The 24,030-nt window shown below is 39.1% G+C and carries 22 protein-coding genes; 9 read left to right on the top strand and 13 right to left on the bottom strand.

Annotation, left to right across the window (positions count from 1 at the left end):
* The first annotated feature begins 6 nt into the window (after positions 1 to 6).
* A complete protein-coding gene (pepT, locus tag RCG25_RS00450) occupies positions 7 to 1,242 on the top strand; it encodes a peptidase T (protein ID WP_308081717.1) in 1,236 nt (411 codons plus the stop codon).
* Between the two features lie 36 nt (positions 1,243 to 1,278).
* Here pepT and RCG25_RS00445 read toward each other — a convergent pair whose 3' ends face one another.
* Positions 1,279 to 2,232, bottom strand: coding sequence for a phosphotransferase (locus RCG25_RS00445; protein WP_308081716.1), 954 nt, complete (start codon positions 2,230 to 2,232; stop codon positions 1,279 to 1,281).
* Between the two features lie 264 nt (positions 2,233 to 2,496).
* On the opposite strand from RCG25_RS00445, the gene RCG25_RS00440 reads away from it, so the two are divergent.
* Complete coding sequence (locus RCG25_RS00440; protein ID WP_308081715.1) at positions 2,497 to 2,622, top strand: DUF4023 domain-containing protein; 126 nt, start codon at positions 2,497 to 2,499, stop codon at positions 2,620 to 2,622.
* A gap of 55 nt (positions 2,623 to 2,677) precedes the next feature.
* Here RCG25_RS00440 and RCG25_RS00435 read toward each other — a convergent pair whose 3' ends face one another.
* The 4 genes from RCG25_RS00435 to RCG25_RS00420 form a co-directional block, all read right to left on the bottom strand.
* Positions 2,678 to 3,298: a hypothetical protein gene (locus tag RCG25_RS00435; RefSeq protein WP_308081714.1), complete on the bottom strand. Its 621-nt coding sequence runs from the start codon at positions 3,296 to 3,298 to the stop codon at positions 2,678 to 2,680.
* 12 nt (positions 3,299 to 3,310) lie between these two features.
* Positions 3,311 to 4,483, bottom strand: coding sequence for an Alp7A family actin-like protein (locus RCG25_RS00430; RefSeq protein WP_308081713.1), 1,173 nt, complete (start codon positions 4,481 to 4,483; stop codon positions 3,311 to 3,313).
* Between the two features lie 392 nt (positions 4,484 to 4,875).
* On the bottom strand, positions 4,876 to 6,621 hold the full coding sequence (locus tag RCG25_RS00425; RefSeq protein WP_308081712.1) for a L,D-transpeptidase family protein: 1,746 nt from the start codon (positions 6,619 to 6,621) through the stop codon (positions 4,876 to 4,878).
* Positions 6,622 to 7,021: 400 nt separating this feature from the next.
* Entirely contained in the window at positions 7,022 to 8,161 is a 1,140-nt protein-coding gene (locus RCG25_RS00420; protein ID WP_308081711.1) for a 1-propanol dehydrogenase PduQ, read from the bottom strand.
* Positions 8,162 to 8,360: 199 nt separating this feature from the next.
* On the opposite strand from RCG25_RS00420, the gene rluF reads away from it, so the two are divergent.
* Positions 8,361 to 9,068, top strand: coding sequence for a 23S rRNA pseudouridine(2604) synthase RluF (rluF, locus tag RCG25_RS00415; RefSeq protein WP_308081710.1), 708 nt, complete (start codon positions 8,361 to 8,363; stop codon positions 9,066 to 9,068).
* 17 nt (positions 9,069 to 9,085) lie between these two features.
* Positions 9,086 to 9,712 carry a hypothetical protein gene (locus RCG25_RS00410; protein WP_308081709.1) on the top strand — a complete coding sequence of 209 codons (627 nt, stop codon included), beginning with the start codon at positions 9,086 to 9,088 and terminating at the stop codon, positions 9,710 to 9,712.
* Positions 9,713 to 9,751: 39 nt separating this feature from the next.
* Here RCG25_RS00410 and RCG25_RS00405 read toward each other — a convergent pair whose 3' ends face one another.
* Positions 9,752 to 11,395, bottom strand: coding sequence for a thiamine pyrophosphate-binding protein (locus tag RCG25_RS00405; protein ID WP_308081708.1), 1,644 nt, complete (start codon positions 11,393 to 11,395; stop codon positions 9,752 to 9,754).
* A gap of 14 nt (positions 11,396 to 11,409) precedes the next feature.
* Complete coding sequence (locus RCG25_RS00400) at positions 11,410 to 14,214, bottom strand: EAL domain-containing protein (RefSeq protein WP_308081707.1); 2,805 nt, start codon at positions 14,212 to 14,214, stop codon at positions 11,410 to 11,412.
* Positions 14,215 to 14,554: 340 nt separating this feature from the next.
* Here RCG25_RS00400 and RCG25_RS00395 point away from each other — a divergent pair, with 340 nt between their 5' ends.
* The 4 genes from RCG25_RS00395 (at position 14,555) to RCG25_RS00380 (ending at position 18,975) form a co-directional block, all read left to right on the top strand.
* Positions 14,555 to 15,928: a glycosyl hydrolase family 28-related protein gene (locus tag RCG25_RS00395; protein ID WP_308081706.1), complete on the top strand. Its 1,374-nt coding sequence runs from the start codon at positions 14,555 to 14,557 to the stop codon at positions 15,926 to 15,928.
* A 145-nt stretch (positions 15,929 to 16,073) separates the two neighbouring features.
* Positions 16,074 to 16,790 carry a (Fe-S)-binding protein gene (locus RCG25_RS00390; protein ID WP_308081705.1) on the top strand — a complete coding sequence of 239 codons (717 nt, stop codon included), beginning with the start codon at positions 16,074 to 16,076 and terminating at the stop codon, positions 16,788 to 16,790.
* Positions 16,791 to 16,831: 41 nt separating this feature from the next.
* Positions 16,832 to 18,259: a LutB/LldF family L-lactate oxidation iron-sulfur protein gene (locus tag RCG25_RS00385; protein WP_308081704.1), complete on the top strand. Its 1,428-nt coding sequence runs from the start codon at positions 16,832 to 16,834 to the stop codon at positions 18,257 to 18,259.
* A complete protein-coding gene (locus RCG25_RS00380) occupies positions 18,259 to 18,975 on the top strand; it encodes a LutC/YkgG family protein (RefSeq protein ID WP_308081703.1) in 717 nt (238 codons plus the stop codon). The genes RCG25_RS00385 and RCG25_RS00380 overlap by 1 nt, the downstream gene beginning before the upstream one ends.
* A gap of 114 nt (positions 18,976 to 19,089) precedes the next feature.
* Here the strand turns inward: RCG25_RS00380 and RCG25_RS00375 are convergent, their stop codons facing one another.
* Positions 19,090 to 19,434: a Na-translocating system protein MpsC family protein gene (locus tag RCG25_RS00375; protein ID WP_308081702.1), complete on the bottom strand. Its 345-nt coding sequence runs from the start codon at positions 19,432 to 19,434 to the stop codon at positions 19,090 to 19,092.
* A 379-nt stretch (positions 19,435 to 19,813) separates the two neighbouring features.
* Between RCG25_RS00375 and RCG25_RS00370 the strand changes: the two genes are divergently transcribed.
* Positions 19,814 to 20,476: a trimeric intracellular cation channel family protein gene (locus RCG25_RS00370; protein WP_308081701.1), complete on the top strand. Its 663-nt coding sequence runs from the start codon at positions 19,814 to 19,816 to the stop codon at positions 20,474 to 20,476.
* Positions 20,477 to 20,738: 262 nt separating this feature from the next.
* On the opposite strand, the gene rlmH is transcribed toward RCG25_RS00370, so the two are convergent.
* The 5 genes from rlmH to RCG25_RS00345 form a co-directional block, all read right to left on the bottom strand.
* Positions 20,739 to 21,218, bottom strand: coding sequence for a 23S rRNA (pseudouridine(1915)-N(3))-methyltransferase RlmH (gene rlmH, locus RCG25_RS00365; RefSeq protein ID WP_308081700.1), 480 nt, complete (start codon positions 21,216 to 21,218; stop codon positions 20,739 to 20,741).
* Positions 21,219 to 21,318: 100 nt separating this feature from the next.
* Positions 21,319 to 21,477 carry a CxxH/CxxC protein gene (locus tag RCG25_RS00360; protein WP_308081699.1) on the bottom strand — a complete coding sequence of 53 codons (159 nt, stop codon included), beginning with the start codon at positions 21,475 to 21,477 and terminating at the stop codon, positions 21,319 to 21,321.
* Between the two features lie 148 nt (positions 21,478 to 21,625).
* A complete protein-coding gene (locus RCG25_RS00355) occupies positions 21,626 to 22,873 on the bottom strand; it encodes a S1C family serine protease (protein WP_308081698.1) in 1,248 nt (415 codons plus the stop codon).
* 136 nt (positions 22,874 to 23,009) lie between these two features.
* Positions 23,010 to 23,192, bottom strand: a complete 183-nt coding sequence (locus tag RCG25_RS00350) for a multidrug transporter (protein ID WP_308081697.1) — start codon at positions 23,190 to 23,192, stop codon at positions 23,010 to 23,012.
* A gap of 43 nt (positions 23,193 to 23,235) precedes the next feature.
* A complete protein-coding gene (locus tag RCG25_RS00345) occupies positions 23,236 to 24,030 on the bottom strand; it encodes an MBL fold metallo-hydrolase (protein WP_308081696.1) in 795 nt (264 codons plus the stop codon).

Here is a 24,030-nt window from a genome sequence, read left to right as displayed (position 1 = left end):
AGTGAATTGAAAAATGAGCTTATTGAAAGATTTACTTCCTATGTAAAGATCGACACACAATCCAATGAGAGCAGCGAGACCTGTCCATCGACAGAGGGTCAGTGGACATTAGCCCACATGCTCGTCAACGAATTAAAATCCATCGGTATGCAGGACGTAACAATCGACGAGAACGCCTACGTGATGGCGACCTTACCTGCCAACACCGAGAAACCAGCAGTTCCTGTCATTGGCTTCCTTGCACACGTCGATACAGCAACCGATTTCACTGGAACAAACGTCAACCCGCAGATCGTTGAAAACTACGATGGCGGTGAAATCATCTTAAACCAAGCACTAAATGTAGTCATGTCACCAAAAGATTTCCCAAGCCTGCCTACCTATAAAGGACACACATTAATTACCACAGATGGCACAACCCTTCTTGGTGCGGACAACAAAGCGGGCATCACCGAAATCATGACAGCTATGGCGTACCTCATCAACCATCCAGAAATCAAGCACGGTGCAGTCCGCGTTGCGTTCACACCGGATGAGGAAATTGGCAGGGGGCCACATAAGTTCGACGTTTCGGCGTTCAATGCAAAGCATGCCTACACGGTCGATGGCGGTCCGTTAGGGGAGTTAGAGTACGAAAGCTTTAATGCTGCCGGAGCAAAGATTACTATCAAGGGCAACAACATCCACCCAGGATCAGCCAAAAACAAAATGGTTAGCTCCATGAAAATCGCCATGGAATTACATAGCAAGCTACCGGTAGAGGAGGCGCCAGAGCATACAGAAGGATACGAAGGTTTCTACCATCTGATTTCATTTACCGGTGATGTCGAGCTTACAAAGCTGAACTACATTATCCGTGACCATGATCGCGAAACCTTCCATGCTAGAAAGGCCACCCTCGAAGGCATCGTGAATGAGTTAAAAGAGAAATATGGTCCAGAAAACATCACCCTTGAACTGAATGATCAATATTACAACATGAAGGAAAAAATTGAACCGGTCATGGAAATCGTTGACATTGCCCACGAAGCAATGGTGAGCTTAGGCATTGAGCCAATCACCAAACCAATTCGCGGCGGTACGGACGGCTCACAGCTTTCCTATATGGGACTACCCACACCAAATATTTTTACCGGTGGCGAAAACTTCCACGGCAAATTTGAGTTCATTTCCGTCGATAACATGATCAAGGCTACCCAAACAGTCATCGAAATCATCAAGCTAACCGAACAAAAAGCATAAAACAAAAAGAAAGCTAACCCATTTACAACAAACGGGTTAGCTTTTTTCGCATATGAAAAGAGCGGCAGCACACTGCTCCAGACTCAAAATCGTCTCTGTTAATTGTCGCTCCAATTGTTCTTTTGGCCACTTGGCATCCTCTGCATGTAAATCCTTTTGAATAAGAAGAAGCATCCAAACAGAGAATACAGCAGAGAATAAATAATATTCCTTTAAAAACTGCTCTTCGTCTATTGCGAATTCAACTTGGGCCATATACGCACTCAGGATTTGCTCTCGAAACTGAGGCGTAATTCTCTTCGGAAAAAGAGGATGAGACATATCAATGACATGGTACAAATCCCAGTGAGGCGTATTTAAGTGTGTGTGCTCCCAATCCAGGATCATCAATCGCTGATCAACAACAGCAAAGTTCCCAACATGCAGATCTCCATGGGATAAAACAACCCTCTTGGAAAACTCAAATTTCTCGAGAGTCGTGTACACTAGCTCGACCAATCGCTGGTCTAATGACAAGCCTGACAATTGCTGCATGAAGGCATGCTTCATGTGAAGCACATCTGTTATGATGTCTTCAAAATGAGGCTTCAGTCCTGCTGAAGGAACATGTGAGAGGTTTTCAATCGGGAGTGAGTGCCACCAAGCCACCCACTTCATCACACCTAACACACTTTCCTCATTAAAGTTGTGGGTGAGTGCGCCAAGGTCCTCAAGAATCATCCAATTTAACTCTGGTTGCTCGCTGATCGTATGTGAAATAATTTTTGGGAAAATAGCAGGGAATTGGAGGAGGACATTCTCATGCACCCACACCTCCTGCCCTAATTGACCATTATTCGTCAAAGGTTTAAAAATATAGCTCACCGTTGGAGACAAATAAAATCTTTCTACAAACCTTCCATTCATCCCTTTATAGAGTTGTTCTTTTTTCAAAATTAATTCATCATTTAATGTACCGTCGGCGCGGACAATATTAGCAGGCAGCTCCATCAACCCACCACCCTGTTCCTCTATTAATAGTTTCATAGATTTATTTTTGGCGTATGTTTCCACTATGAATATAATGTTTATTCAACACTCATGGCAAGTAAATTTGCTTGTCAGTAGGAAATCCCTATTATTTATTCATATGACCCCAGACTCCATTTCAATCCAACATTTTTCTTAAACTTGGGTGAATGTAGATGATTACATATTTCTTCTGCATCTGGTCACACTAACAATGGTTCAGTTTACAAAAGGAGGATGTTGCAGATGGATAACAAGAGTACGCATGAATTCGTTGAAGATTTACATGAAAAACAGCAAAAAGATGAGAAAAATAAGGAACGTCAAAGCAGGGCACATCAAAGCCAACGACTGCCAAATAAACAGCACTAATCCGGTAAACGCAAACGGCCAGACCCTCTGTGAAAGGTCTGGCCGCTTGACTCCATCATTTATTCATATTAGCCAAAAACCCGCCAAGCAGGTCTTCGACATCATCTTCTTCATCTGGTTCATCTTCCACAACCGGTGGTGCTTCTATTGGTTTCGCACTTTCCCAATCAAAGTCATTGAGATCATCATCCATATCACTCAAATCGATGGGTGGGGGTGCTTCTTCTACAGCCGCCGCGGTTTCTTTAAAACCACCAACCTCAATTGTAGAAATTGGTTGTTTCTCGGGAAATATTTTTTCCTGAAGATATAGGGCTTCCTCAATATCCAGCGATTGGCTATTTAAAGATGCAAGTAACGACGTCGCCCGCACAGGGTCCGAAATGAGCTGAAAAAGAATACTTCCCAGCAAGGCCTCCGAGTGCTCATGCTTCAACCAGTCCCTTTGGGCCTTCGTCAATTTGTGGGGAAGGGGAATCGTAATGGTCTCCTTTTCCCTTGAAGAAGAGTGGCTCACACCTTGCATTACGAATTCGGCAATTTTACTGGAAAAATTCCTTCGTTCGGTTTCTTTTATTTTTTGCAAATGCTTAACAATATGTTCTGGGGTATCAGAGGGGACGCGAAAGGAAATCGCTTGGCCCCTCTTAATTTCATTTGCGGCAGCTTTCTTCATAGAATCACCTTATTAACTTTTTACTGGTGCTTTATCTGTAGCTGCTTTTTGTTTCTCTGATTTTCTTACAAAATCCATAATTAGTTTGTAATACGCATTGGCCATCATCCAAATGCTTTCTTTTTCATCCTCAAAGAAATCAATGTTGTACCCGTCCAAATTGTTATTTAATGTCTTAAGATATTCTTTTAACACATTGGCCCCGCCGCCAACAAAATAACAGATTTCCGTTTGGGAATTCCGCTGCCATACATTACGTAATAAACGGTACTGCTTTTTGGCTAAATCGAGCAAAATCCGATCTGTAATGTCATGCACACTTGTCCGGCTTCCTTTCACCATAATATGGTTGCGGTCATTTTTCTTCGTGATAATTTCCACGACATCGCGGCGGCTGTCGAGCTCAACGCCATGCTTCGTTCGAATCTCTTCACGAATTGCTTCTAGTGATTCAGACACTCCTAGGTTAAAGCCCTGGGCTTTATCATCATCAACATTTCGATTCTTAATCACAGCGATATCAGTGGATAAGCCGCCGATATCTTGGATTAAAATCCGTTTATCGAGTAAGTCTTTATTAATGATTTTTCCACCATTATCCATTACTAAGTTAATATAGGCGGCAAATCCTTCTGGATAAACCTTTACCTCATCAAATTTTATATTCACCTTTAGTCCTTGGTATTTTGGTGTCACAAGAAACTCAATCTGGTGAACGGAACCAATTAACTTGGAGCGATACCCCGCATCTTTCCCTTCCTTTACCTCACGAAGGGGGAGACCGGTTCCTAATGTATAGTTCGCATCAATGACATTCTTTGTTTTTGAAAAAGGGCGACTTTCCTGCACTGCATCCAATGCCAAAGTAGCAAACAACATGACAAGGGTTTGATCTTCTTCAGATTTACTGCTGCCAGGGTCTAATTCAGTGGCGTTATTACTTTTCGTAGCAAGGTGACCGATACGGTAAATGGCATTATTCTCCTTTAGGGCAGGGGAGTGTACCTTAATATGAATGCCATCTAAAGGGTTTTTATTATCGAGTTCTTCTATCCCAATGACAGGGCGATCCTCTGTGTCTCTAGCTATAATGTTTGGAATATTTAATTCATACTCTAACTCGCCGAAAAGGGCCTTAATGGAGTCATTTCCCACATCTACTGCAGCGATTCTGGACTTAGTCATACACATCATTCCTTTTCATTTAATAGATTTATTCTCAAAATCTAGTTACTTTCTATAAGGCTAAAGGAGATTAATAGATTGTTCAATGACACAGGCAGAAAAGAAATATAAGTGTAAAGAAGTAAACAATATGTAAACTTTGGTAGACATGTATACTTTTTTGTATACACGAATTACAAGATTGTACACATGTTGATTTACTGGGAAGTAAACAGGTTTGTAAACATGTAAACGTATTTGTAAACATTTTGTTTACAAAAAGTACACGTGTATACAAATCTGTAAACAATAGAGTATTGTTACAAATATTACTTAAATGCAAAAAGAATCCAACTCAAAAAAATAAAGGCACCTTCATTAAAAGGTGCCTTTGCCTTTATCCTACTCTCTGATTACTGCATTACCTTCCAGAACTCGCCTGCTACCACTTGATAGCCTGTTACGCTTAGGTGAATATTCTGTGGGTTTGGCAGGTATTCCGTGAAATTAGCGGTATTAATCACTTGAGCCGTCGGCACAAATGTATCACCATTCTTAACAGCCTGTGCCTGAATTTGTCCATTCATTGCTGTTAATAATTGTTCAAATTGTGCTTTTTGTTGAACATCAGTTACATATGGGAATGGATTGTAATAGCCCATTACATATACCTTAACTTTTGGATTCAACGCGTCAATAGTGCTTAAAATACCATTTAACTTTGCGGCAATGGTAGCTATTGTTGCTGGTGCATCTGCCGGTTTGGTTTGAATCACTGGAAGCAAGTCATTTGCACCGATATCAATAGTCACGTGTGTTGCTTCTTTAATTTCCTTTTGAACTTCTGCTTTACCTAAATCTGCAATTACATCATCTGTTTTATAACCAGAAACTCCGTAGTTTACGAAGTCAATTAATTGATAGGTCTTTGCAAATTTCTCTGCAATATAGTTCGGATATCCCCAATTTGGGTCAACTCCATTTACCGGCTTTTTATCTTCTCCCAATGGAGTCATTCCAGCTGCTAGGGAATCCCCTAATGCCACATACTCAACTTGAATCCATGATCCATCAGCACCAAGTTTATAACCGTTAATTACTGTATTAGCCGCCATTGAACCAGATGTGTTGAAATAGTACCATTTTCCTTCAATTTCCTTCCAGCCTATACCCATAACTCCGTCACTGTTTAGGAAATACTTACTACCATTTATTTCTAACCAGCCTGTTTTCATTGCTCCGCTTGTTTCTAAGTAATACCATTTACCTTTATCAAGCATCCAACCAGTTCTCATAGCACCACTATTCTGTAAATAGTACCAAACAGCACCATCTTTTAGCCAACCAGTAACCATAGCCCCCGAATTACTTAGATAGTACCTATTGTTTTTTTCCTGCAACCAACCGGTTTTCATCGCACCTGAAGAATCTAGATAGTACCACTTTCCACCAGTGTATACCCAACCCGTTTTCATAGCTCCACTTTTATCAAGATAATACCATTTTCCATTTGTTAATACCCAGCCAGTCTTCATGACACCAGAACCGTCAAAGTAGTACCATGTGCTGCCTTGTGATAACCAACCGGTTTTAGCTGTTCCGTTCAAATAGTAGTACCATTTCCCACCATTCAAGACCCAACCATTTGTTGTTGCTGAATACCCATTCGCTTTAGCAATCGCATCAAAGCTACTGCTAGAATAAGTGATAATGACCGTTGTATAAAGTTGAACTTGCTCATACAGCCAACGAACTTCTTCATTATGCATTCGTACACAGCCGGAGCTTACATATTTTCCAATAGAGCTTTCATTATTGTTACCATGGATACCATACGTTGTACCATATGTACCTCTTGCTTCTAACCCCATCCATCGATCACCTAATGGGTTACGTGGATCTCCTCCAGGAATTCCTCCCTTGTAATAAGGACGATTCTTAATCTTTGTTACAATCCTAAATTTACCTTCAGGGGTTAAATCTCTTGACCTCCCTGTAGCTACCCTAAATGTTTTTACTAGCTTCCCATTATCGTAAAATGCTAGGGTGTTTGTTTTCTTGTTGATAATAAGTAATTGCGAACTTGCAGCCTCTGAGTGCGGCAGGTTAAAGAAAAAGATACTAAATAAGAGTACAAAAATGACTGATAATTTTTTCATATCTATCTCCTCACTAATGGTAATTACTAATAAGTTAACATTTTAGAACTTATTTTTTTGTCAGAATTTGGAGGAGAATTCGTAGTTTTTTAGTATTTTTTTAAAAAAATAGTAAAATAGTCTTTGAATCATTCGACACTCTGTTTTTTTATGATGGCTTTGTTAAAATTGCCTGTTGATTTCCGCTCCAGTCGCGAGCGGTTCGTGGGCGTTTCGGCGAGCCTCCTCGGAGAAAAGCACCTGCGGGGTCTCCCCTGAACCGTACTCCCACAGGAGTCTTCACGCCTTCCGCTCCAATCAACAGGGTATATAAATCAACATTGTTCTTTAACTTAGCCTATATAATAAAAACACCCTTAAAAGAAAAAAAAGCATCCCCCTGTAGGGATGCTTAAAAAAATTAGTAGAGCTTTTCAACGATGGTTTCGATTTCTTTGTTTGTTGGAATTCTTGGATTGGTTGCCGTACAACCGTCCTTCAATGCTGCTTCACTGATCGTAGTCAAGGCTGCCATCACTTGTTCCTTTTTCAGACCGCATGCCCGCAGGCTTGTTGGCATTTGAAGCTCTCTTTTTAATTGGTTAATATGCTGAATCAGACTATTAATACTGACTCGAACGTTGGCCGCTGGCAGACCAGATACTCTAGCAAGCTGTGCATATTTTTTTGCTGCTGCACTAAAAGATTGGTGAGTCAGCCCCTGCAGCCCAGCATTATATTCAATAACAGGAGTGAGTAAAAGCGCATTCATTCTTCCATGTGGAATATGAAATTGTGCACCACACACATGGGCAATACTATGATTGATTCCTAATCCAACCATATTAAAAGCTAATCCTGCTAAACACGAAGCGTGATGGACTTTTTCACGTGCCTCTAAATCATTACCGTCCTTATAGCAGCGCGGTAAATAATCAAAAATAAGCTGGACAGCTTTTTCGGCAAAAGCATCTGAGAAATCATTTGCCTTCGTTGATACATATGCCTCAATGGCATGGGTTAAGACATCCATTCCTGTGTCGGCCGTAACCGTTGGAGGTACAGACTTAACAAGATGGGTATCTAAAATTGCCTCATCTGGTAATAAAGCATCAGAAACGAGTGGATGCTTCACATGATTTACTTCATCCGTAATAACCGAGAAGGACGTCACTTCTGTTCCTGTGCCGCTTGTTGTCGGAATGGCAATGAATTTCATATCCTTTTGCTGTGGTGATAATCTAATTGCAAAATCCTTCATCGCCTTGGCTGCATCAATAGCTGAGCCTCCGCCAATAGCTATCAAAACACTAGGATTGAACTCCTGAATCACTTTTACTCCTGCTGCCACTGTTTCAATCGGAGGATCCGGTACGATATCACTGAAAATTTGATACTCATTATCTTTAGACTGAAGTCGATTAGTCACTTCTGCTGTCATTCCAGACTTTTCAATAAAAGGGTCGGTAACAATAAAGATTCGTTCCGCTGTTATTTGGTTGAGTCGATCTAACGCATGTTCCCCAATAAAAATCTTTGTTCGAAAAGAAATCTCTTCCATTCAAATTCTCCTTGGCATATAGTCAATTAGGGTACCACTTACTATTAATCTACTAATTTAACTATACTATGAGGCCTGACCTGATTCAAATGACATTTTCGTGTATAAGAGGGTGGTAGGAATCAGTGGGAAGCTTGAAAATCCAGCCATTGTTCGTTATTCTTAAATCTACAATTACCACTTAAGGGTGTGTCGTACTATGCGTATTAATAAATTTATTAGTGAATCTGGAAAGTCTTCAAGGCGTGGAGCGGATAAATTAATTAGTGAGGGTAGAATCACCATTAATGGGAAGGTGGCACAAATCGGCAGCCAGGTTGAGCCTGGAGATGATGTAAGAATTGATGGCAATCCCATTAAGGTCACAAACAATTATGTATATATTGCTCTAAATAAGCCTGTTGGTATTACCAGTACAACCGAACGTCATGTAAAGGGTAATATCGTTGATTTCGTTAATCATCCATTACGGATCTTTCATATTGGGCGACTGGATAAAGAGTCAGAAGGGTTAATCCTGCTTACGAACGATGGTGATATCGTCAACGAGATATTACGTGCGGAAAATAAACACGAGAAAGAGTATATTGTTACTGTGGACAAGCCAATTACCCCTGAATTTTTAAAGAGGATGTCTGGTGGGGTAGAGATACTTAATACCAAAACACTTCCTTGTAAGGTGATTCAGCTATCTAAGTACGTCTTTCAAATTATTTTAACTCAGGGGCTTAACCGCCAAATTCGGCGGATGTGTTCAGCTCTCGGTTACCAAGTGGTTAGACTTCAGCGAACTCGAATCATGAATATCCATTTAGGAAATTTACCAGTTGGACAATGGCGCGATTTATCTAAAAAAGAATGCAATCAATTATTCCTTGAACTTAACTATGAACCAAAGGAATGGTAACACGAGGGGAGAAAACAATGATTCAAACAGACTCAAACATGACCAAGATAGAAATGATGGATCACTTCCTGGAATCCTACGGAGGTAACTTTGGTTATACAGAGGTGCGAGATATCGTAAAATCTCTTTTCGGACTTGATTTAGAGACAAAAACGGTCATCTCTAGAGAATTTATAGCATCTTTGTCACTGGGTGAAGCTTCCCATACAGCCAAATCAGTATTAGATGCTTATATCCATCAACACGAAAAAGAGGTATCTGGCGCAGATATTCGCAAAACAATCAATGCACTTTTTGGCATTAATTTAGACGCTATTTCTTCCTTAGAGCGAGCAAGAATTTCCATTTACTCAAAGGGACAGTGGGTCGTTCAAAAAGAAAATGACTTATTTGTTGTACATACAGGCCCTGGAGATATTGATGTCAAAATCTACCCGACTGCATATTTTGCTAAAAAAACAGAACTATCGGGGGTTCCGATAGAATTACAACAAGCCTTAACAAGACTCGGATACAGCTACGATAACGAAAACGCCTGTAGTATTTACAGTAACCCTACAGGTGAAGCTGTCCAGGATGAATTTAAAGGCCGGACCATGGGAACCATTATGAAAGTCATTCAGGATTATTATCCTTATTTGTAAAAAAGTCATATAGGGCTTCCCTATATGACTTCTTTCTATTTATTTTCCGAACGATGATAAAAACTTCACCCGGTCGCCCATCGGTGGAACATTATTATCGGTCAATGCTATTTCTAGCAGAGCAGGTCCCTTTAGATCCCATAAGCTGTTAATGACATTCTGATTAAGGTCTTCTAGAGCGGAAACCCTAAAGCTTGGAATATTCATTGCAGCTGCCATTGCACTTATATTGATTGGTTCCTGTTCAAAGGACGGATGGGTACGTTGGAATTGTAATGAATGTCCGTGATATACCATTCCTAAACGAGCATTATTCATGACAACAAACAAAATAGGAAGGTTATTTTCTTTCGCTGTTAAAATTTCCATTCCATGCATGAAAAAGCAGCCATCCCCGGTAATACATACGACAGGGCGTTCAGGTTCAGCTAGTTTGCTGCCGATAGCTGAGCCAATTCCAGTTCCCATAGCGCCAAAATGAACATTAATATTAAAACTATCCGAATCTATTACCTTCATATAATGAATGACATAGGACATAAATTCACCAATATCAATGGTATATCTAGTAGATGAAGGTAAGCAGTTTTGAAGAGTTAACAAGACATTTTTCGTATTATATTCTTCCACATTCACAGCAGTATCTTCCCGCTTATCAACGACACACTTTGGCTCTTTCCTCGTTATCCCAAGCGTTTTTAATTCTTCAATTAAAAATAATAAACTTAAATGAATATCACCTAATATCGGCAAATCAATGGGATATTTTCGATTAAATACGGTTTGGTCGAAATCCATTTGTAGGGTGAAGCGATTCTTTGTCAGGCTGCCATTATAGTTATTGGTCGCCGTTTCACCTAAACTTGAGCCAACAATTAATAAAGCTTCACCATCGCCTTCCGTTATTAGTTTTGATGCAGCCTCATGGCCGGCAAAACCGAACACTCCTACTAAAAGCGGATGGTCTTCAGGAATATATCCTTTTGCTTGCGGCGTAGTCACAATCGGCCAATCTAGCATTTCTGCTAACTCTATTAATTGCTCCGTAGAGTTCCTCATACCCTGTCCTGCAAAAATATAGCCCTTCTCTCTAGCAAGCAATTCTTTCGCTGCCATTTTTATGAAATCAAGCTCAGGAACAATTGGATTTCTCTTAGGTGGATTCGGAATTTCATGATCTTGTACTTGTTCGTGTTGAATATCAATTGGTATCGCAATATGGACAGGACCAGGCACACCTGATAATGCTATTTCCGTAGCTATTACTACTTGGTTTAGTAACTCCCTGGAATCCTTAACTGTTACACTATATTTAGTAACCGAACGGAAGATAGGTTCAGCATCTAGTTCCTGGGAGGCATTTAGTCCTTCAGTGTTGACAGGTACAGCACCCGTTATAAACAACACAGGTAGATGTTCTCTCATGGCGTTCGCCGCACCTGTTACTAAATTGGTTCCGCCTGGCCCACTGCAGCCGATGACAACACTTAATTGATCACTATATTTTGCGTAAGCAGCAGCCATATAAGAAGCCGCTCCTTCATGCTTCGTGACAATTGGTGTTATTTCCGGCATATCGTATAGTTCATCAAATAATGCATTGACTGAACCCGCTGGAATCCCAAAAATATGTTTTACCCCATACCCTTTTAAATATTCTAATACACTGCGTGCTGCCTTCATGACAATCCCTCTTTTCACTTATCTTTATCTACGGTAGAGAAAAAGTTTTGTATTATTTCCTGAGCTGTTACTGGTCGGCTGAAAAAATAACCTTGCATCATATGACAATTTCGAGTGGCTAAAAATTCTGCCTGTTCCTTCGTCTCGACACCTTCCGCAATGACATTGAGGCTTAAATTTTGAGCCAACATAATAATCGTATTGGTAATGGCTGCATCATCATTGGTCATGTCTTGTACAAAGGACTTATCAATTTTCAATGTATTAATTGGAAGGTTCTTCAAATAACCTAGTGAAGAATAGCCTGTACCAAAATCGTCAATGGCAATATTAATACCTAAACCTTTTAATTTCTTCATGGTCTTTAAGGTTAACTCAGTATTTTTAACAATTAAATTTTCAGTAAGCTCTAGGTGTAAATACTCAGGCGATAGTCCAACCTTCTTTAAAGCATTCTTAACAATCGAGAATAAGTTGTTCTGTTCAAACTGTCGTACGGAAAGATTTACAGACATACTGATAAAAGGATATCCTTGGTCATGCCATTCCTTTAACTGTCTGCAAGCCTCCTTCAGCACCCATTCACCAATTGGTACAATTAGACCCGTTTCTTCCGCAATCGGAATAAATTTATCAGGTGCAATCATGCCATGCTCTGGGTGATTCCAACGAAGTAAGGCTTCTACTCCTTCTAGCTTTTTCGTTTGATAATTAATTTGGGGCTGATAATATAATACTAATTCTTTCTGTTCTAATGCCTTGTACAAGGCATTCTCAAGTTTAATCGTCTCAAACGTTCGTGTATCCATTCCCTCACTAAAGAAATGATAACTATTACCAGAAATTTCTTTTGACTTATACATGGCCGTATCCGCATTTTTGATTAAAATTTCTGTTGTATCACCATTATCAGGGAATAAACTAATCCCAATGCTTGTTTTAATATAGATTTCACTATCTATTAAGTAAAAAGGCCTTGAAAATGAATCTATGACTCGATTCACTACTTTTAACACTTCATTTTCATTCTTAATATTAGGTAAATAAATCGTAAATTCATCGCCACCCTGCCTTGATACGGTAGCTGTTTTTGGCACACAGTTACTCAAACGCTCGGCAACCTCACGTAGCAACAGATCCCCAAAGCTATGACCAAGGGTGTCATTGACAAACTTAAACCGGTCTAGGTCCAAGTAGAGAACGGCTAGTTTTTCTCCATTCATCTGCGCATAAGTAATCCCTTGATTAAGCCTGTCTTTTAACAGAACTCTATTTGGTAATTCTGTTAAACTATCAAAATAGGCATGGTACTTAATCTCTTCCTCCAATTGTTTCCTTTGGGTGATGTCCTTAAAGGTAACTACTTCCCCTACAATTTTGTCACCCTCTTTAATAGGAGTGATTACATATTCAACCGGAAAGCTCGATTTGTCTTTTCTGATGAACCGATCATCTTTATAAAAATGGTCCCAGTTTCCATCAAAAGGGGTGGGCACATTATTATGTCCTTTTTGGTCACTTCCATTTGAAAAAATTCTCGTGGCAGATTTCCCTATTAAATCGCCTTTTGCATCGTAGCCTAACATAGAAGCTCCCGCAGGATTACAAAAAGTTATATTTCGCTCAAGATCTAACCCAAATATTCCATCACCTGCAGAGTTAAGAATCAATTCCTTTTCACGGCTAAGCTGCTTTAACTCAGTGACAACTTTTTCAAGTTCTTGATTTTTTTCCGTTATTTCTGAAGTTCTCTCCTCAATAATGACTTCTTGTTTCTCCATATATAAGAGGTTCGATAACGTGGAAGCTGTCGCATCAACAATGGATTGTGCCAGTTGTATTTGCGTTTCGGAAAACGAAAAATGATCCTCACCAAGATCAACAACAGAAATTTGCCCTAACACTTCACCCATAGAAACTAAGGGAATCATAAAAAGACCTTTCATCCCGAAATTGCGGCATACATCATGGTTCGGTCTCTCATCTGCATATACATCAGGAATCAAGATTGGTTTCTTTGTTTCAATAACCTCTTGCATCACCGCATCATTGCTTTGGTCAATTTTTATTTTATTATGTGTCCTAATCCATTCTTCTTCAGTCCAATCACTATCTTTACTTAATTTAGCCGGCCGAATCCGTTTCTCTGCTAGAGGATCGAGTAGGTGAACACCTATATTGTAATTATCTAATACCTTTCCTATGTAGGAAAAACACGTATCTAGGCTTTCTTGCATGGAGGAACACATCGATAAATCACGTGTTACATCAAGAAGCAATTGCTTTTCTGTAATAAGATTCTCTTTATGTGTTAAGTTGTTGGCATTTTGGATGGCCACAGCAGCCATATTGACGTAGGCTTCAACGGTTTGAATTTCATCGGCTGTTAAATTCATCGGCGTTCCATAATCAAATAAAAAAACCAAGCCAAATAGCTCTTCTTCAAAAGAGATGGGAAGAACTAATAATGATTTAATTTGAAATCCATCAACAGCCCTTGGATCAGGTCGGTCATCCTTTGAAGTGTCAGGTATATAAATGGCCTTGTTTGTTTCAATTACTTCTTTTGCTAACAAATCATATTCCGTATCAATGATATGCATATCCAATGTCCAACCATTAATGATCTCTGGCTTTCCTACATATCCTCTGAATTTCCCATCCTCCTGTGGTAAATATATCCCAACAGAATCACATTGAACGATTTCTTCAGAAATGGCGATTGTTACTTGTTCCAGTACTTCGCGTAAATCAAGCTTCGTATTAATCATTTCAGTAATATTGGCTAGTCGTGAATATCTTGTCTGCTCCTTTAACATTCAAACACTCCCGGTCATACTATTTCGACAAATTTCCCTATGTTTTTCATTCTACACCAGGTCTCCACCCATTTAATACAAGGATTACATAATTATCATAAATTTTCCTCATTTCCATACTTTTTACCTGCTTTATACCTATTAATCAAATCCACAAATTAGTGATTTAGTACCAAAGTACATATGTTAGCATTCCGTTTAAATACTCAATGGAAATTATTTAGCGAGGGTCAAACTGAACTAAAGACCCAACGTGACAAAATGTAATTTTTTCCTTTAAAATAGTTAAATAGAGAACGTCACCACGATCAAACACCAGCACTAAAAAAGGGTGATTTATATGAAAAAAATGAATCTATTAATTATATTTTTTACTTTTATAGCACTTTTTTTGCTAGTTGGTGCCTATTTACAGATGGGTAAACCTAATTTTCCTTTCAGTTCTAGTATAAAGGTTAGTGTGATGGACTATGGTGCAAAAGGGGATGGCACTACAGAAGATACCGCAGCATTCCAGAAGGCAATTACTGCCGCTGCATCGAAGGGCGGGGGGGATGTTTACGTACCCGCAGGAACCTATATAGTAGGACCAATTTTTTTAAAATCAAATGTCAATTTAGTAGGCGAAAATCGTGACGTGGTGACATTGAAGCTATCCGAACGAGCAAACGACCAAAAGCAAACCCGGTTGGTGAATATAAGTGAAGTGCAAAATGTTCAAATCAAAAAAATTACCCTTGACGGCAACTTTGAAAAACACAAGAATGGCATCGAACATATGCACACACTCTTTATTTGGGATAGCAAAAATATCACGATCGACAACAACAAGATGCAAAATGCCGTAGGGGATGGAATTTCTGTTAGCGGTTCAATAAAAGCAAGCAACAATATAACCATATCTAACAATATAATCCTGAATAACCACCGGTCCAATATCGTGGTGGAACAAGTGAATCATATCAAAATATTTAACAACATAAGCAAATCAACCGTTGGACGGCCCACTTTGCATTTTGAACCATGGGAAAAAATCAACCTTTATGATGCAAAAATTTATCATAACACCTTTGAAACCAATGCAAGTGATACCTATACCATTCAGATTGAAGGCACTAAAGGAACAGGGAATTACTTTAATAACATAGATTTTTACAATAACACGGTAAAAGGCAGAAACGGCAGATTCATGATAAAAGAAACGAAGGGTGCTAAGATCCACAATAATACATTTTTAATAAAAGAAATGTATATTTGGTTTCGCAACGATGGGCTTCAGATTTCAGATAATACAATCAAGACGGAGAATGGCTTTGTCATAGAGGGATACCTTGGTCGTTCAGTCGGTACAATAATCGCAAAAAACAAAGTATCCACCATGGACGATGGAATTACAATTAAGACCAGTTCAAAAGACACAACTTTCACAGGAAACACCTTTACCGGAAAAGAAGACGGCAAAGCGATTTATTTATGGGCAAAAGGAAAAAACATTTCAAACACAATTTTCAAGAATAACACCTTTATTAACTTTAATAGTGGTATTACAACTGCCTCTTATAACCACTATATAGTGGATGGGGTAGAAGTAACTGAGAATACCTTTGAAAATATTAAAGACTACACTATTTATGCCACAAGAGAATCCAGCCGAAATGTAAGTGTTGGGAAAAATAAATACACTAACTCCGGTAAAATCTATATTGAACACTGAATCTCAGAAAACTATTCTATCTCCTAGTATCATTAAGAATGCATAATATATATATTACTTTTTTCTAATAAATCATCTGATGATCTGTTAATCATCTAAGTGAATGACTAGTGATAAGTTGCAATAATTGGAGGAGTGGAAGAACATGAAGGTAAGTCTTTTCGCAACATGTTTAGTAGACATGTTTCAAAGCAACGTCGGAAAAGCAACAGTAGAATTGTTGGAACGCCTTGGATGTGAAATTGATTTCCCCGAAAATCAAATCTGTTGCGGTCAGCCATCCTATAATAGTGGTTATGTAAAAGATACAAAAGATGTAATGAAACGGACAATCGATACGTTTATGGATGCTGAATATGTCGTATGTCCTTCAGGGTCCTGTGCTTATATGCTTACTGAATACCCTCATATATTTGCAGGCGATCCAATTTGGGAACCAAAAGCAAAAAAATTAGCAGATAAAGTATATGAATTAACGCAATTTATTGTTGATGTTCTAAAAGTTGAAGATGTCGGTGCAAAGTTCAATGGAAAAGTGACCTATCATACATCATGCCACATGACAAGATTACTTGGGGTCGTAGAAGCACCCATGACATTGCTAAAAAACGTAAAAGGTCTTGAGTTTACGGAGTTGCCAGGAAAAGAACAGTGTTGCGGTTTTGGAGGAACCTTTTCTGTTAAAATGGGTAAAATTTCAGAGCAGATGGTTGATGAAAAGGTTCAGCACGTTGAAGAAACAGGAGCGGAATATCTAATTGGTGCAGATGCAGCCTGTTTAATGAATATTGGTGGCCGTATGGAAAGACTCGAAAAAAAAGTTAAAGTATTACATATAGCAGAAGTATTAAACAGTCATTGATGAAAACAAAAGGATATCATCTTTGAACGGAGGGGCAACAAATGGCTTTGAAAATTAGCTCCGAAAACTTGAAAGAGCGACTCGATCACGAGCTTCAAAATGACTTTATGCGAGGTGCGGTTGCAGGTGCACAAGATGGAATGGGTGTAAAAAGAAGAAGACAAGTTGATGCACTTGGAAATTGGGAGGAGTGGCGGAAACACGGTGAAGAAATCCGCCAGCATGTTTTGGAGAACTTGGATTACTATTTGGAACAACTAAGTGAAAATGTCGCAAAACGCGGCGGTCATGTTTTTTTTGCAAAAACAGCAGAAGAGGCAAGAGACTATATCGCAGGTGTTGTTAAAAAGAAAAATGCCAAAAAAATTGTAAAGGCAAAATCCATGGTCACAGAAGAAATCAGCTTAAATAAGGCTTTGGAACAAGAAGGCTGTGATGTTGTAGAGACAGACCTCGGAGAGTACATTCTGCAAATTGATGACCATAATCCGCCATCACACATTGTCGTTCCGGCACTACATAAAAACAAGGAACAAATTCGCGATGTTTTTGCCAAGAAATTAGGCTATACGGGATCATCAAAACCAGAAGAATTGGCAGCATATGCACGTGAAGTGTTACGGCAAGAATATTTATCAGCCGATGTGGGTATCACCGGCTGTAACTTTGCTGTGGCTGAAACTGGTTCATTTAGCCTTGTAACAAATGAAGGTAATGCAGACCTTGTTACTGCTCTGCCTAAAACGCAGATTACAGTAATGGGAATGGAAAGGATTGTTCCTACATTCGAAGAGATGGAAGTTCTTGTAAGCATGTTGACAAGAAGTGCGGTAGGACAAAAACTTACTAGCTATATTACCGTATTGACTGGACCAAGAGAGGAACTTGATGTCGATGGACCTGAAGAGTTTCACCTTGTCATTGTTGACAATGGAAGGTCTGATATTTTAGGAGGCGACTTCCAATCTATATTGCAGTGTATTCGCTGCGGAGCTTGTTTAAATGTTTGCCCGGTTTATCGTCATGTTGGCGGTCATTCATACAATTCGATTTATCCGGGACCTATCGGAGCGGTTCTGACTCCTCTGCTTGGAGGATATGATGAATTCAAGGAACTTCCATATATGTCCTCACTTTGTGGTGCATGTACAGATGTTTGTCCGGTTAAAATCCCATTGCATGAACTTCTTCTTAAACATCGCCAAGTCATCGTTGAACAAGAAGGAACGGCACCATTTTCTGAAAAGTTGCTCATGAAAGCATTTGGTTTAGGTGCAGCTTCTCCAGCACTATATAACATTGCGTCCAAAATGGCACCAACGGCTATAAGCCCATTCACCGCTGGAGATAAAATCTCTAAGGGGCCTGGGCCAATGAAGGCTTGGACGGAAATTCGTGAGTTTCCTGCTCCGAACAAAGAGAGATTTAGGGATTGGTTTAAAAACCGTGATAAAGGAGGTAAAAAATAATGGAAGGAACCATTCAAAATCGTGATCAGTTTTTAAATACAATTTCTAAAAGGTTAGGACGAGAACGCCTTACATCCGTTGAACCTCCTAAGTGGAAATTTCAACCTCAACATGAGGTTTTTAAAGATGCAACACAAGACGAATTAGTCGGTATTCTAGAGGATATGTGTAATGAAATTCACACTACTTTCTTTAAAACAGACAAAAAAGGATTACCAGACATTTTAAATCAAGTTGTCACAAATTATGGCGGCGGTCCAATCCTGACATGGAAAGATAAGCGCTTTGAAGAGTGGGGACTTCGTGATTTATTTCATAACGAATGGCCAAGCAATAAAATTGATGTCCATGAATGGGACTACAAAAAGGGTGAAGAAAATATTCAAATTGCTGAAAAGGCAAATGTGGGTATTACCATCAGTGAAATTACACTTGCTGAATCTGGCACAGTCGTTCTTTATAGCAATGAAAATAGAGGCAGATCCCTAAACTTCCTGCCAGCTACCTATATTGCCCTCATTCCAAAGAGCACCCTTGTTCCTCGGATGACTCAGGCTGCAAAGAAAATGAGGGAAATTGAACTTAAAGGCGGTAAGGTACCTTCTTGTATTAACTTTATTACAGGACCGAGTAACTCTGCCGACATCGAACTAAATCTAGTTGTTGGTGTTCATGGACCAATTAAAGCATCCTATATATTAATCAATGATTTATAGAAAAAATCCTGTCGAATGTCGGCAGGATTTTTTCATAAGATTATCATCTAAAATAAATGTTTCTCGGTGTATTAAATGTTGTTCTGTTATATTAACAAAAAATCCCCTTGGTAATTAATCAATCTTTTTTTCAAAAATAAATACAGATACGGCCATATCCTCTTCAATCTTTGCATCTGAAAATAAATGAAGCAGCTTTGAACCTATTATCTCCTCTATTCCTTCTGGTATTTTCTGCTTATAAATATCCCGAATCATTTCGGTTCGGGCACTATGAATTACTTTTTTACCCTCTTGGGATTTTGCAATAAATTTTTCTGTCGGAGTTAGGATGCCATACATAGTTGTGATAGCCATATTATCCACGAAGTGAGTAAAAATTCGCTCCGGTCCCTTTCCATAAATCTCTTTCCTCATTTTCCGTACAATATCATTAAATGCTGTCTCCTTTTTCCCCATGCGCTCTCCTCCTAACCATTCGGTACGATACAACAAAGTCTACAAAAAATTTAACCAGTCCTAAATTTGTCTTGTTTTTCTGCCTGAGAGGAGTATAATCAATGCAGTTGAACAAAATTCAGACAAATTTATTGATGGAGCCCTAATAAAACTTTTTGTTAGAACTCTATTTATTATTACCAACGGAATGATTTATTAGTAGGCAATGCTAATTGATTACTCCACCACGAAATGTCGTCTTATGAGACGATTTCTTGTGGTGGAGTTTTTTGTGTAATCTGGAAAATAAGTCACTCTTGCAAAGTTTCTTCCAACGATTGCATTTGCGTCTGAAGAGAGTAGGAAAATAAATTATTTATATCAGGAGGTCTTTAAAGGAATGTCTTGGATAGTCCTACATTTTATCGGAATAATTTCATATGCAGCAAGCGGAGCTTTTGTAGCCCTTGAAGCAGAATATTCCTTTGTTGGGGTTTACGCATTGGGATTAACCACAGCCTTTGGGGGAGGGATCGTTCGAAATTTGATTATCGGTGTCCCAGTTTCAGAGCTTTGGGACCATTCCATCATTTTAACGGTTTTATTGACGCTGACATTCATCGTATTATTACCGCTAAAGTGGATTAATCATTGGAAGCGGTGGAGTTTATTTTCTGATTCCATTGGGCTTGCTTCCTTCGCCCTTCAAGGAGCAATGTCAGCCCAAGAGGTTTTTACTAATGATTTGGGCGTAATGGTCTTGGCGTCGATGTTTACCGGCATTGGAGGGGGGATGATTCGTGACATCATCGCGGCTCGAAAACCCCTTGCTTTAAAGGAAGAAATTCATGCGATTTTAACGATTTTATGTGCCATATGTATTTGGCTGGGATGGAGCACCCCTATTCAGTTGACCCTGATTGTCCTTATTGTTATAGCTTTACGTATGTCTGCTATTCGCTATAAGTGGCGGTTCCACCTGCCCTGCAATCATAAAAAGGATAGAAAAACACAGATACGTATTTCTCTAGGTAGGAAATCTATAAAAAAAGCCAATCTATGAAAAAGGCAAATAAAGATTTTCCAGCCCAATTCCTATCAATCTCACTTTACTATTTAAATTTTATAAACCATATAAAGCCAATTACTATCACTAAATGGGTAAGGAAAGAATCTCTTCTTATCGAATTGGAGAATTATATAAAGATTAATCCTAAATGATTTAGGATATAGGAAAGATTAACTAAATAAAAAAATAAAAATGCAAGTTGAATTTTTTTAATCGGAAAATTAGCTTGCATTTTTATATTCCACAAACACCTCATTTACTTATGATACGGTTCATTCCTATTAATCCGAAAAGCACGATAAATCTGCTCAACCAGGATCAGTTTCATTAGCTGGTGGGGAAAGGTCATCCGGGAAAAAGAGAGCTGCTCGTTTGACCTTTTCAACACTTCCTCACTTAACCCTAACGAGCCACCGATTACAAAAGCAATCTTGCTTTTTCCGTACGTCGCTAATTTATCTAACGTATCTGCTAGCTCCTCCGATGATTGCAATTTTCCTTGGATCGCTAAAGCTATTACATATGTATCTGGGTTAATTTTAGCAAGAATTCTTTCTCCCTCTTTTTGCTTAACCTGCTTCATTTCTAGCTCACTTAATTCTTCTGGCGCTTTTTCGTCAGCTACTTCTACTATATCAATTTTTGCATACGCAGAAAGTCGCTTTACATATTCCTCAATCCCAAGCTTTAAATATTTTTCTTTCAATTTACCAACCGTAACAATCGAGATATTCACAATCCACAGCCCTTTTATTTTTATTACAAACAGTTTACAAACAACTTATCCACAGAAGTTATCCACATATCCACATTATTTGCCCACATATTGTATGGAATCATTTGTTCGCTACCATATATACAGCTGTATTTTGGCAGTATTCACAGCTTGTTGATAAGTTATCCACATCAATTTTTGTTAATACCGGAAACGTTTCGTATTCATCCACAACCGTATCTAACGCAACATCTACATGTTCATCACAGCAATAAATCATTTACTATTCACCTTCCTAAACCTATTAAATCTGTTATTCCTATTGTTAACTTTATAAGCAGTCGTCATACGGCTACTTAAATAACTCATACATCATACCATATGAAAATAATAAACAGACAGGTGAATCTACCACCTGTCTGCTTCTATTATTGTAGTTTTTCTCCAGATAGCGTTAACGTAGTCTCTTTTAACTGGCCATCTCGATAATATTTAATCTTCATTTTCTCGCCAATCTTCTTTTTCTGGTACAAATGTTTACGAAGATCGATCACGTCATTTATTTTCTGCCCATCCATTTCCACGATTACATCCAGTTCTTTTAATCCAGCTAAGGATGCAGGAGAATTCGGCACTACCTGACGAAGAGCTACTCCGTAATTTACATCTCGTGGAAGCTTCAACGCCTCTTCCTGATAATATGCAGGAATCTCAGATACGGACTTTAAATCGACGCCCATATATGGACGTTTAACCGAACCAAATTTCTCAAGGTCATTAATAATCGGCTTAGCTGAGTTAATTGGAATCGATAGACCAATTCCTTCAACGGCTTCTTGAGATATTTTCATTGAATTAATTCCAATGACTTGGCCTGCGATATTAATCAAGGCCCCACCGCTATTACCTGGGTTAATCGCTGCATCTGTTTGAAGAACCTCCGACTGCCAATCGATAATGCCATCTTGATTGATATCTACCGGAATGGTCCGTTTAATCCCTGAGATAATCCCTTGTGTAACCGACCCAGAAAACGTAGCACCTAAAGGATTTCCAATAGCAATAACAGGTTCACCCATTTTCAAGCTATCTGAATCTCCAAATTCAGCAATTTTTTTTATTTTGCTGGCATCAATTTCAAGCACCGCTAAGTCTGTCCAAACATCACTTCCAAGCAATTTAGCTGGGATTTTTGTTCCGTCTGCCATACTTACCTCGAGTTTTGTGGCTCCTTCTACTACATGATGGTTCGTCACGACAAAGGCTTGATTGCCTTCTTTTTTATAAATAACACCGGAACCAGTTCCCGCAGCTTCCTCTGAATTATCCCCATTCCCATTGTCAGACCAGAAGCTGGTTGACTGAATGTTGTTAATTCCAACCACTGCATCTGCTGCTTTATCAACTGCTTTTGTGGTATTTGTATTGACGTCATAAGCAACTTGCCTTTGGACGATATTTTGCTGATTTGTATTCGTGTTGTTATTTTCTGTTCCTGCATTTTGAGCTGGATTAATCTCATAAGGCAGAACACCTTGATTGGACAAGGCTGGAATGGAAATGATAACCAAAATGGCTCCAAGTATAGCACCAACTAAGCTAGCGAGAAAGATCCCGCTTTTTTTTCCTTTTTGTTCCCGATAGCGTCCTTGTGAATGATCGTCATAATAACCCAATTTACACCATTCCTCTCTTTCGAAAAGATTGCTAACTACTATTTTGGCTTATAATAACAATTATACTCGTTCTTCCTTAAATTTCTAAAGAACGGCTAAAATTTAAGAAAAACTTACGACTTTGTTCATAATTTTTTCATAAAGGTTCTTTTAACAGGTACCTGTTGATTTCCACTCCAGGCACTTCGCTTTCAGCGGGCGTTCCGGGAGCCTCCTCGTCGCTCACTCCTGCGGGGTCTCCCGAGACCGCTACTCCCGCAGGAGTCTTCGTGCCTTCCGTTCCAATCAACAGGTTTAATTTAACCTTAGCTATTTTCATACCAAAAAAGCTCCCTGAATGGAAGCCTCTTTCGAAACAATTATTATACTGCTGTTAATATGGTTGGTGTTTTTGGGTCTGTGTCATAAAGGTCAAATTGTTCTCCGACGATCATTCCGCGGCTTTCTAACGTTTGAGCCACGGCCATCTTTGCTAGGTCTTTCATATTATTATCAAGACTTAAATGGGCCAGATACACACGTTTAGTTTGGTCACCCACCACATCACTCATCGCATAGGCTGCATCTTCATTAGACACATGCCCCACATCGCTTAAAATTCGACGCTTAATGTTCCAAGGATATCTTCCCATCCTGAGCATCTGTACATCGTGATTGGATTCAAAAATATACACATCGGCGTTAGAGATGATCCCCTTCATTCGGTCACTTACATAACCTGTATCCGTAATCAGGACCAGTTTTTTTCCTGAATGATGAAACACATAAAACATCGGTTCAGCTGCGTCATGAGAGACGCCAAATGATTCTATATCCGTTCCACCAAAGCTCTTTACTGTTTCCATATCAAAAACAAACTTTTGCTCCGTTGGGATCGCTCCTACAGAGCTTTCCATTGCACGCCAGGTTTTTTCATTTGCGAATACGGGTAAATGATACTTACGTGCAAGGATGCCAATGCCTTTAATATGATCACTGTGCTCATGGGTAACAAAAATGCCGGAAAGCTTACTAATATCACGGTCAACTTGTGCAAATAAAGACTCCATTTGCTTCCCACTGAAACCAGCGTCTACAAGGAAGGAATGCTCATCTGATTCCACATAGAGAGCATTCCCTGTACTTCCGCTTGCCAGAATGCTATATCGTAAAGACAT

The sequence above is a fragment of the Neobacillus sp. PS2-9 genome (genome assembly GCF_030915525.1).
GTDB lineage: Bacteria > Bacillota > Bacilli > Bacillales > Cytobacillaceae > Neobacillus.
Note: the sequence above shows the minus strand (reverse complement) of the source record. Positions and strands in the feature narration are given on the sequence as shown.

Excerpts from the sequence above, each read along its gene's own strand:
- RCG25_RS00445 (WP_308081716.1), bottom strand. The coding sequence starts at position 2,232 with ATGGAGCTGCCTGCTAATATTGTCCGCGCCGACGGTACATTAAATGAT.
- RCG25_RS00440 (WP_308081715.1), top strand. The coding sequence starts at position 2,497 with ATGGATAACAAGAGTACGCATGAATTCGTTGAAGATTTACATGAAAAA.
- RCG25_RS00435 (WP_308081714.1), bottom strand. The coding sequence starts at position 3,298 with ATGAAGAAAGCTGCCGCAAATGAAATTAAGAGGGGCCAAGCGATTTCC.
- RCG25_RS00430 (WP_308081713.1), bottom strand. The coding sequence starts at position 4,483 with ATGACTAAGTCCAGAATCGCTGCAGTAGATGTGGGAAATGACTCCATT.
- RCG25_RS00425 (WP_308081712.1), bottom strand. The coding sequence starts at position 6,621 with ATGAAAAAATTATCAGTCATTTTTGTACTCTTATTTAGTATCTTTTTC.
- RCG25_RS00420 (WP_308081711.1), bottom strand. The coding sequence starts at position 8,161 with ATGGAAGAGATTTCTTTTCGAACAAAGATTTTTATTGGGGAACATGCG.
- rluF (WP_308081710.1), top strand. The coding sequence starts at position 8,361 with ATGCGTATTAATAAATTTATTAGTGAATCTGGAAAGTCTTCAAGGCGT.
- RCG25_RS00410 (WP_308081709.1), top strand. The coding sequence starts at position 9,086 with ATGATTCAAACAGACTCAAACATGACCAAGATAGAAATGATGGATCAC.
- RCG25_RS00405 (WP_308081708.1), bottom strand. The coding sequence starts at position 11,395 with ATGAAGGCAGCACGCAGTGTATTAGAATATTTAAAAGGGTATGGGGTA.
- RCG25_RS00400 (WP_308081707.1), bottom strand. The coding sequence starts at position 14,214 with ATGTTAAAGGAGCAGACAAGATATTCACGACTAGCCAATATTACTGAA.
- RCG25_RS00395 (WP_308081706.1), top strand. The coding sequence starts at position 14,555 with ATGAAAAAAATGAATCTATTAATTATATTTTTTACTTTTATAGCACTT.
- RCG25_RS00390 (WP_308081705.1), top strand. The coding sequence starts at position 16,074 with ATGAAGGTAAGTCTTTTCGCAACATGTTTAGTAGACATGTTTCAAAGC.
- RCG25_RS00385 (WP_308081704.1), top strand. The coding sequence starts at position 16,832 with ATGGCTTTGAAAATTAGCTCCGAAAACTTGAAAGAGCGACTCGATCAC.
- RCG25_RS00380 (WP_308081703.1), top strand. The coding sequence starts at position 18,259 with ATGGAAGGAACCATTCAAAATCGTGATCAGTTTTTAAATACAATTTCT.
- RCG25_RS00375 (WP_308081702.1), bottom strand. The coding sequence starts at position 19,434 with ATGGGGAAAAAGGAGACAGCATTTAATGATATTGTACGGAAAATGAGG.
- RCG25_RS00370 (WP_308081701.1), top strand. The coding sequence starts at position 19,814 with ATGTCTTGGATAGTCCTACATTTTATCGGAATAATTTCATATGCAGCA.
- RCG25_RS00360 (WP_308081699.1), bottom strand. The coding sequence starts at position 21,477 with ATGATTTATTGCTGTGATGAACATGTAGATGTTGCGTTAGATACGGTT.
- RCG25_RS00350 (WP_308081697.1), bottom strand. The coding sequence starts at position 23,192 with ATGAAAATAGCTAAGGTTAAATTAAACCTGTTGATTGGAACGGAAGGC.
- RCG25_RS00345 (WP_308081696.1), bottom strand. The coding sequence starts at position 24,030 with ATGTCTTTACGATATAGCATTCTGGCAAGCGGAAGTACAGGGAATGCT.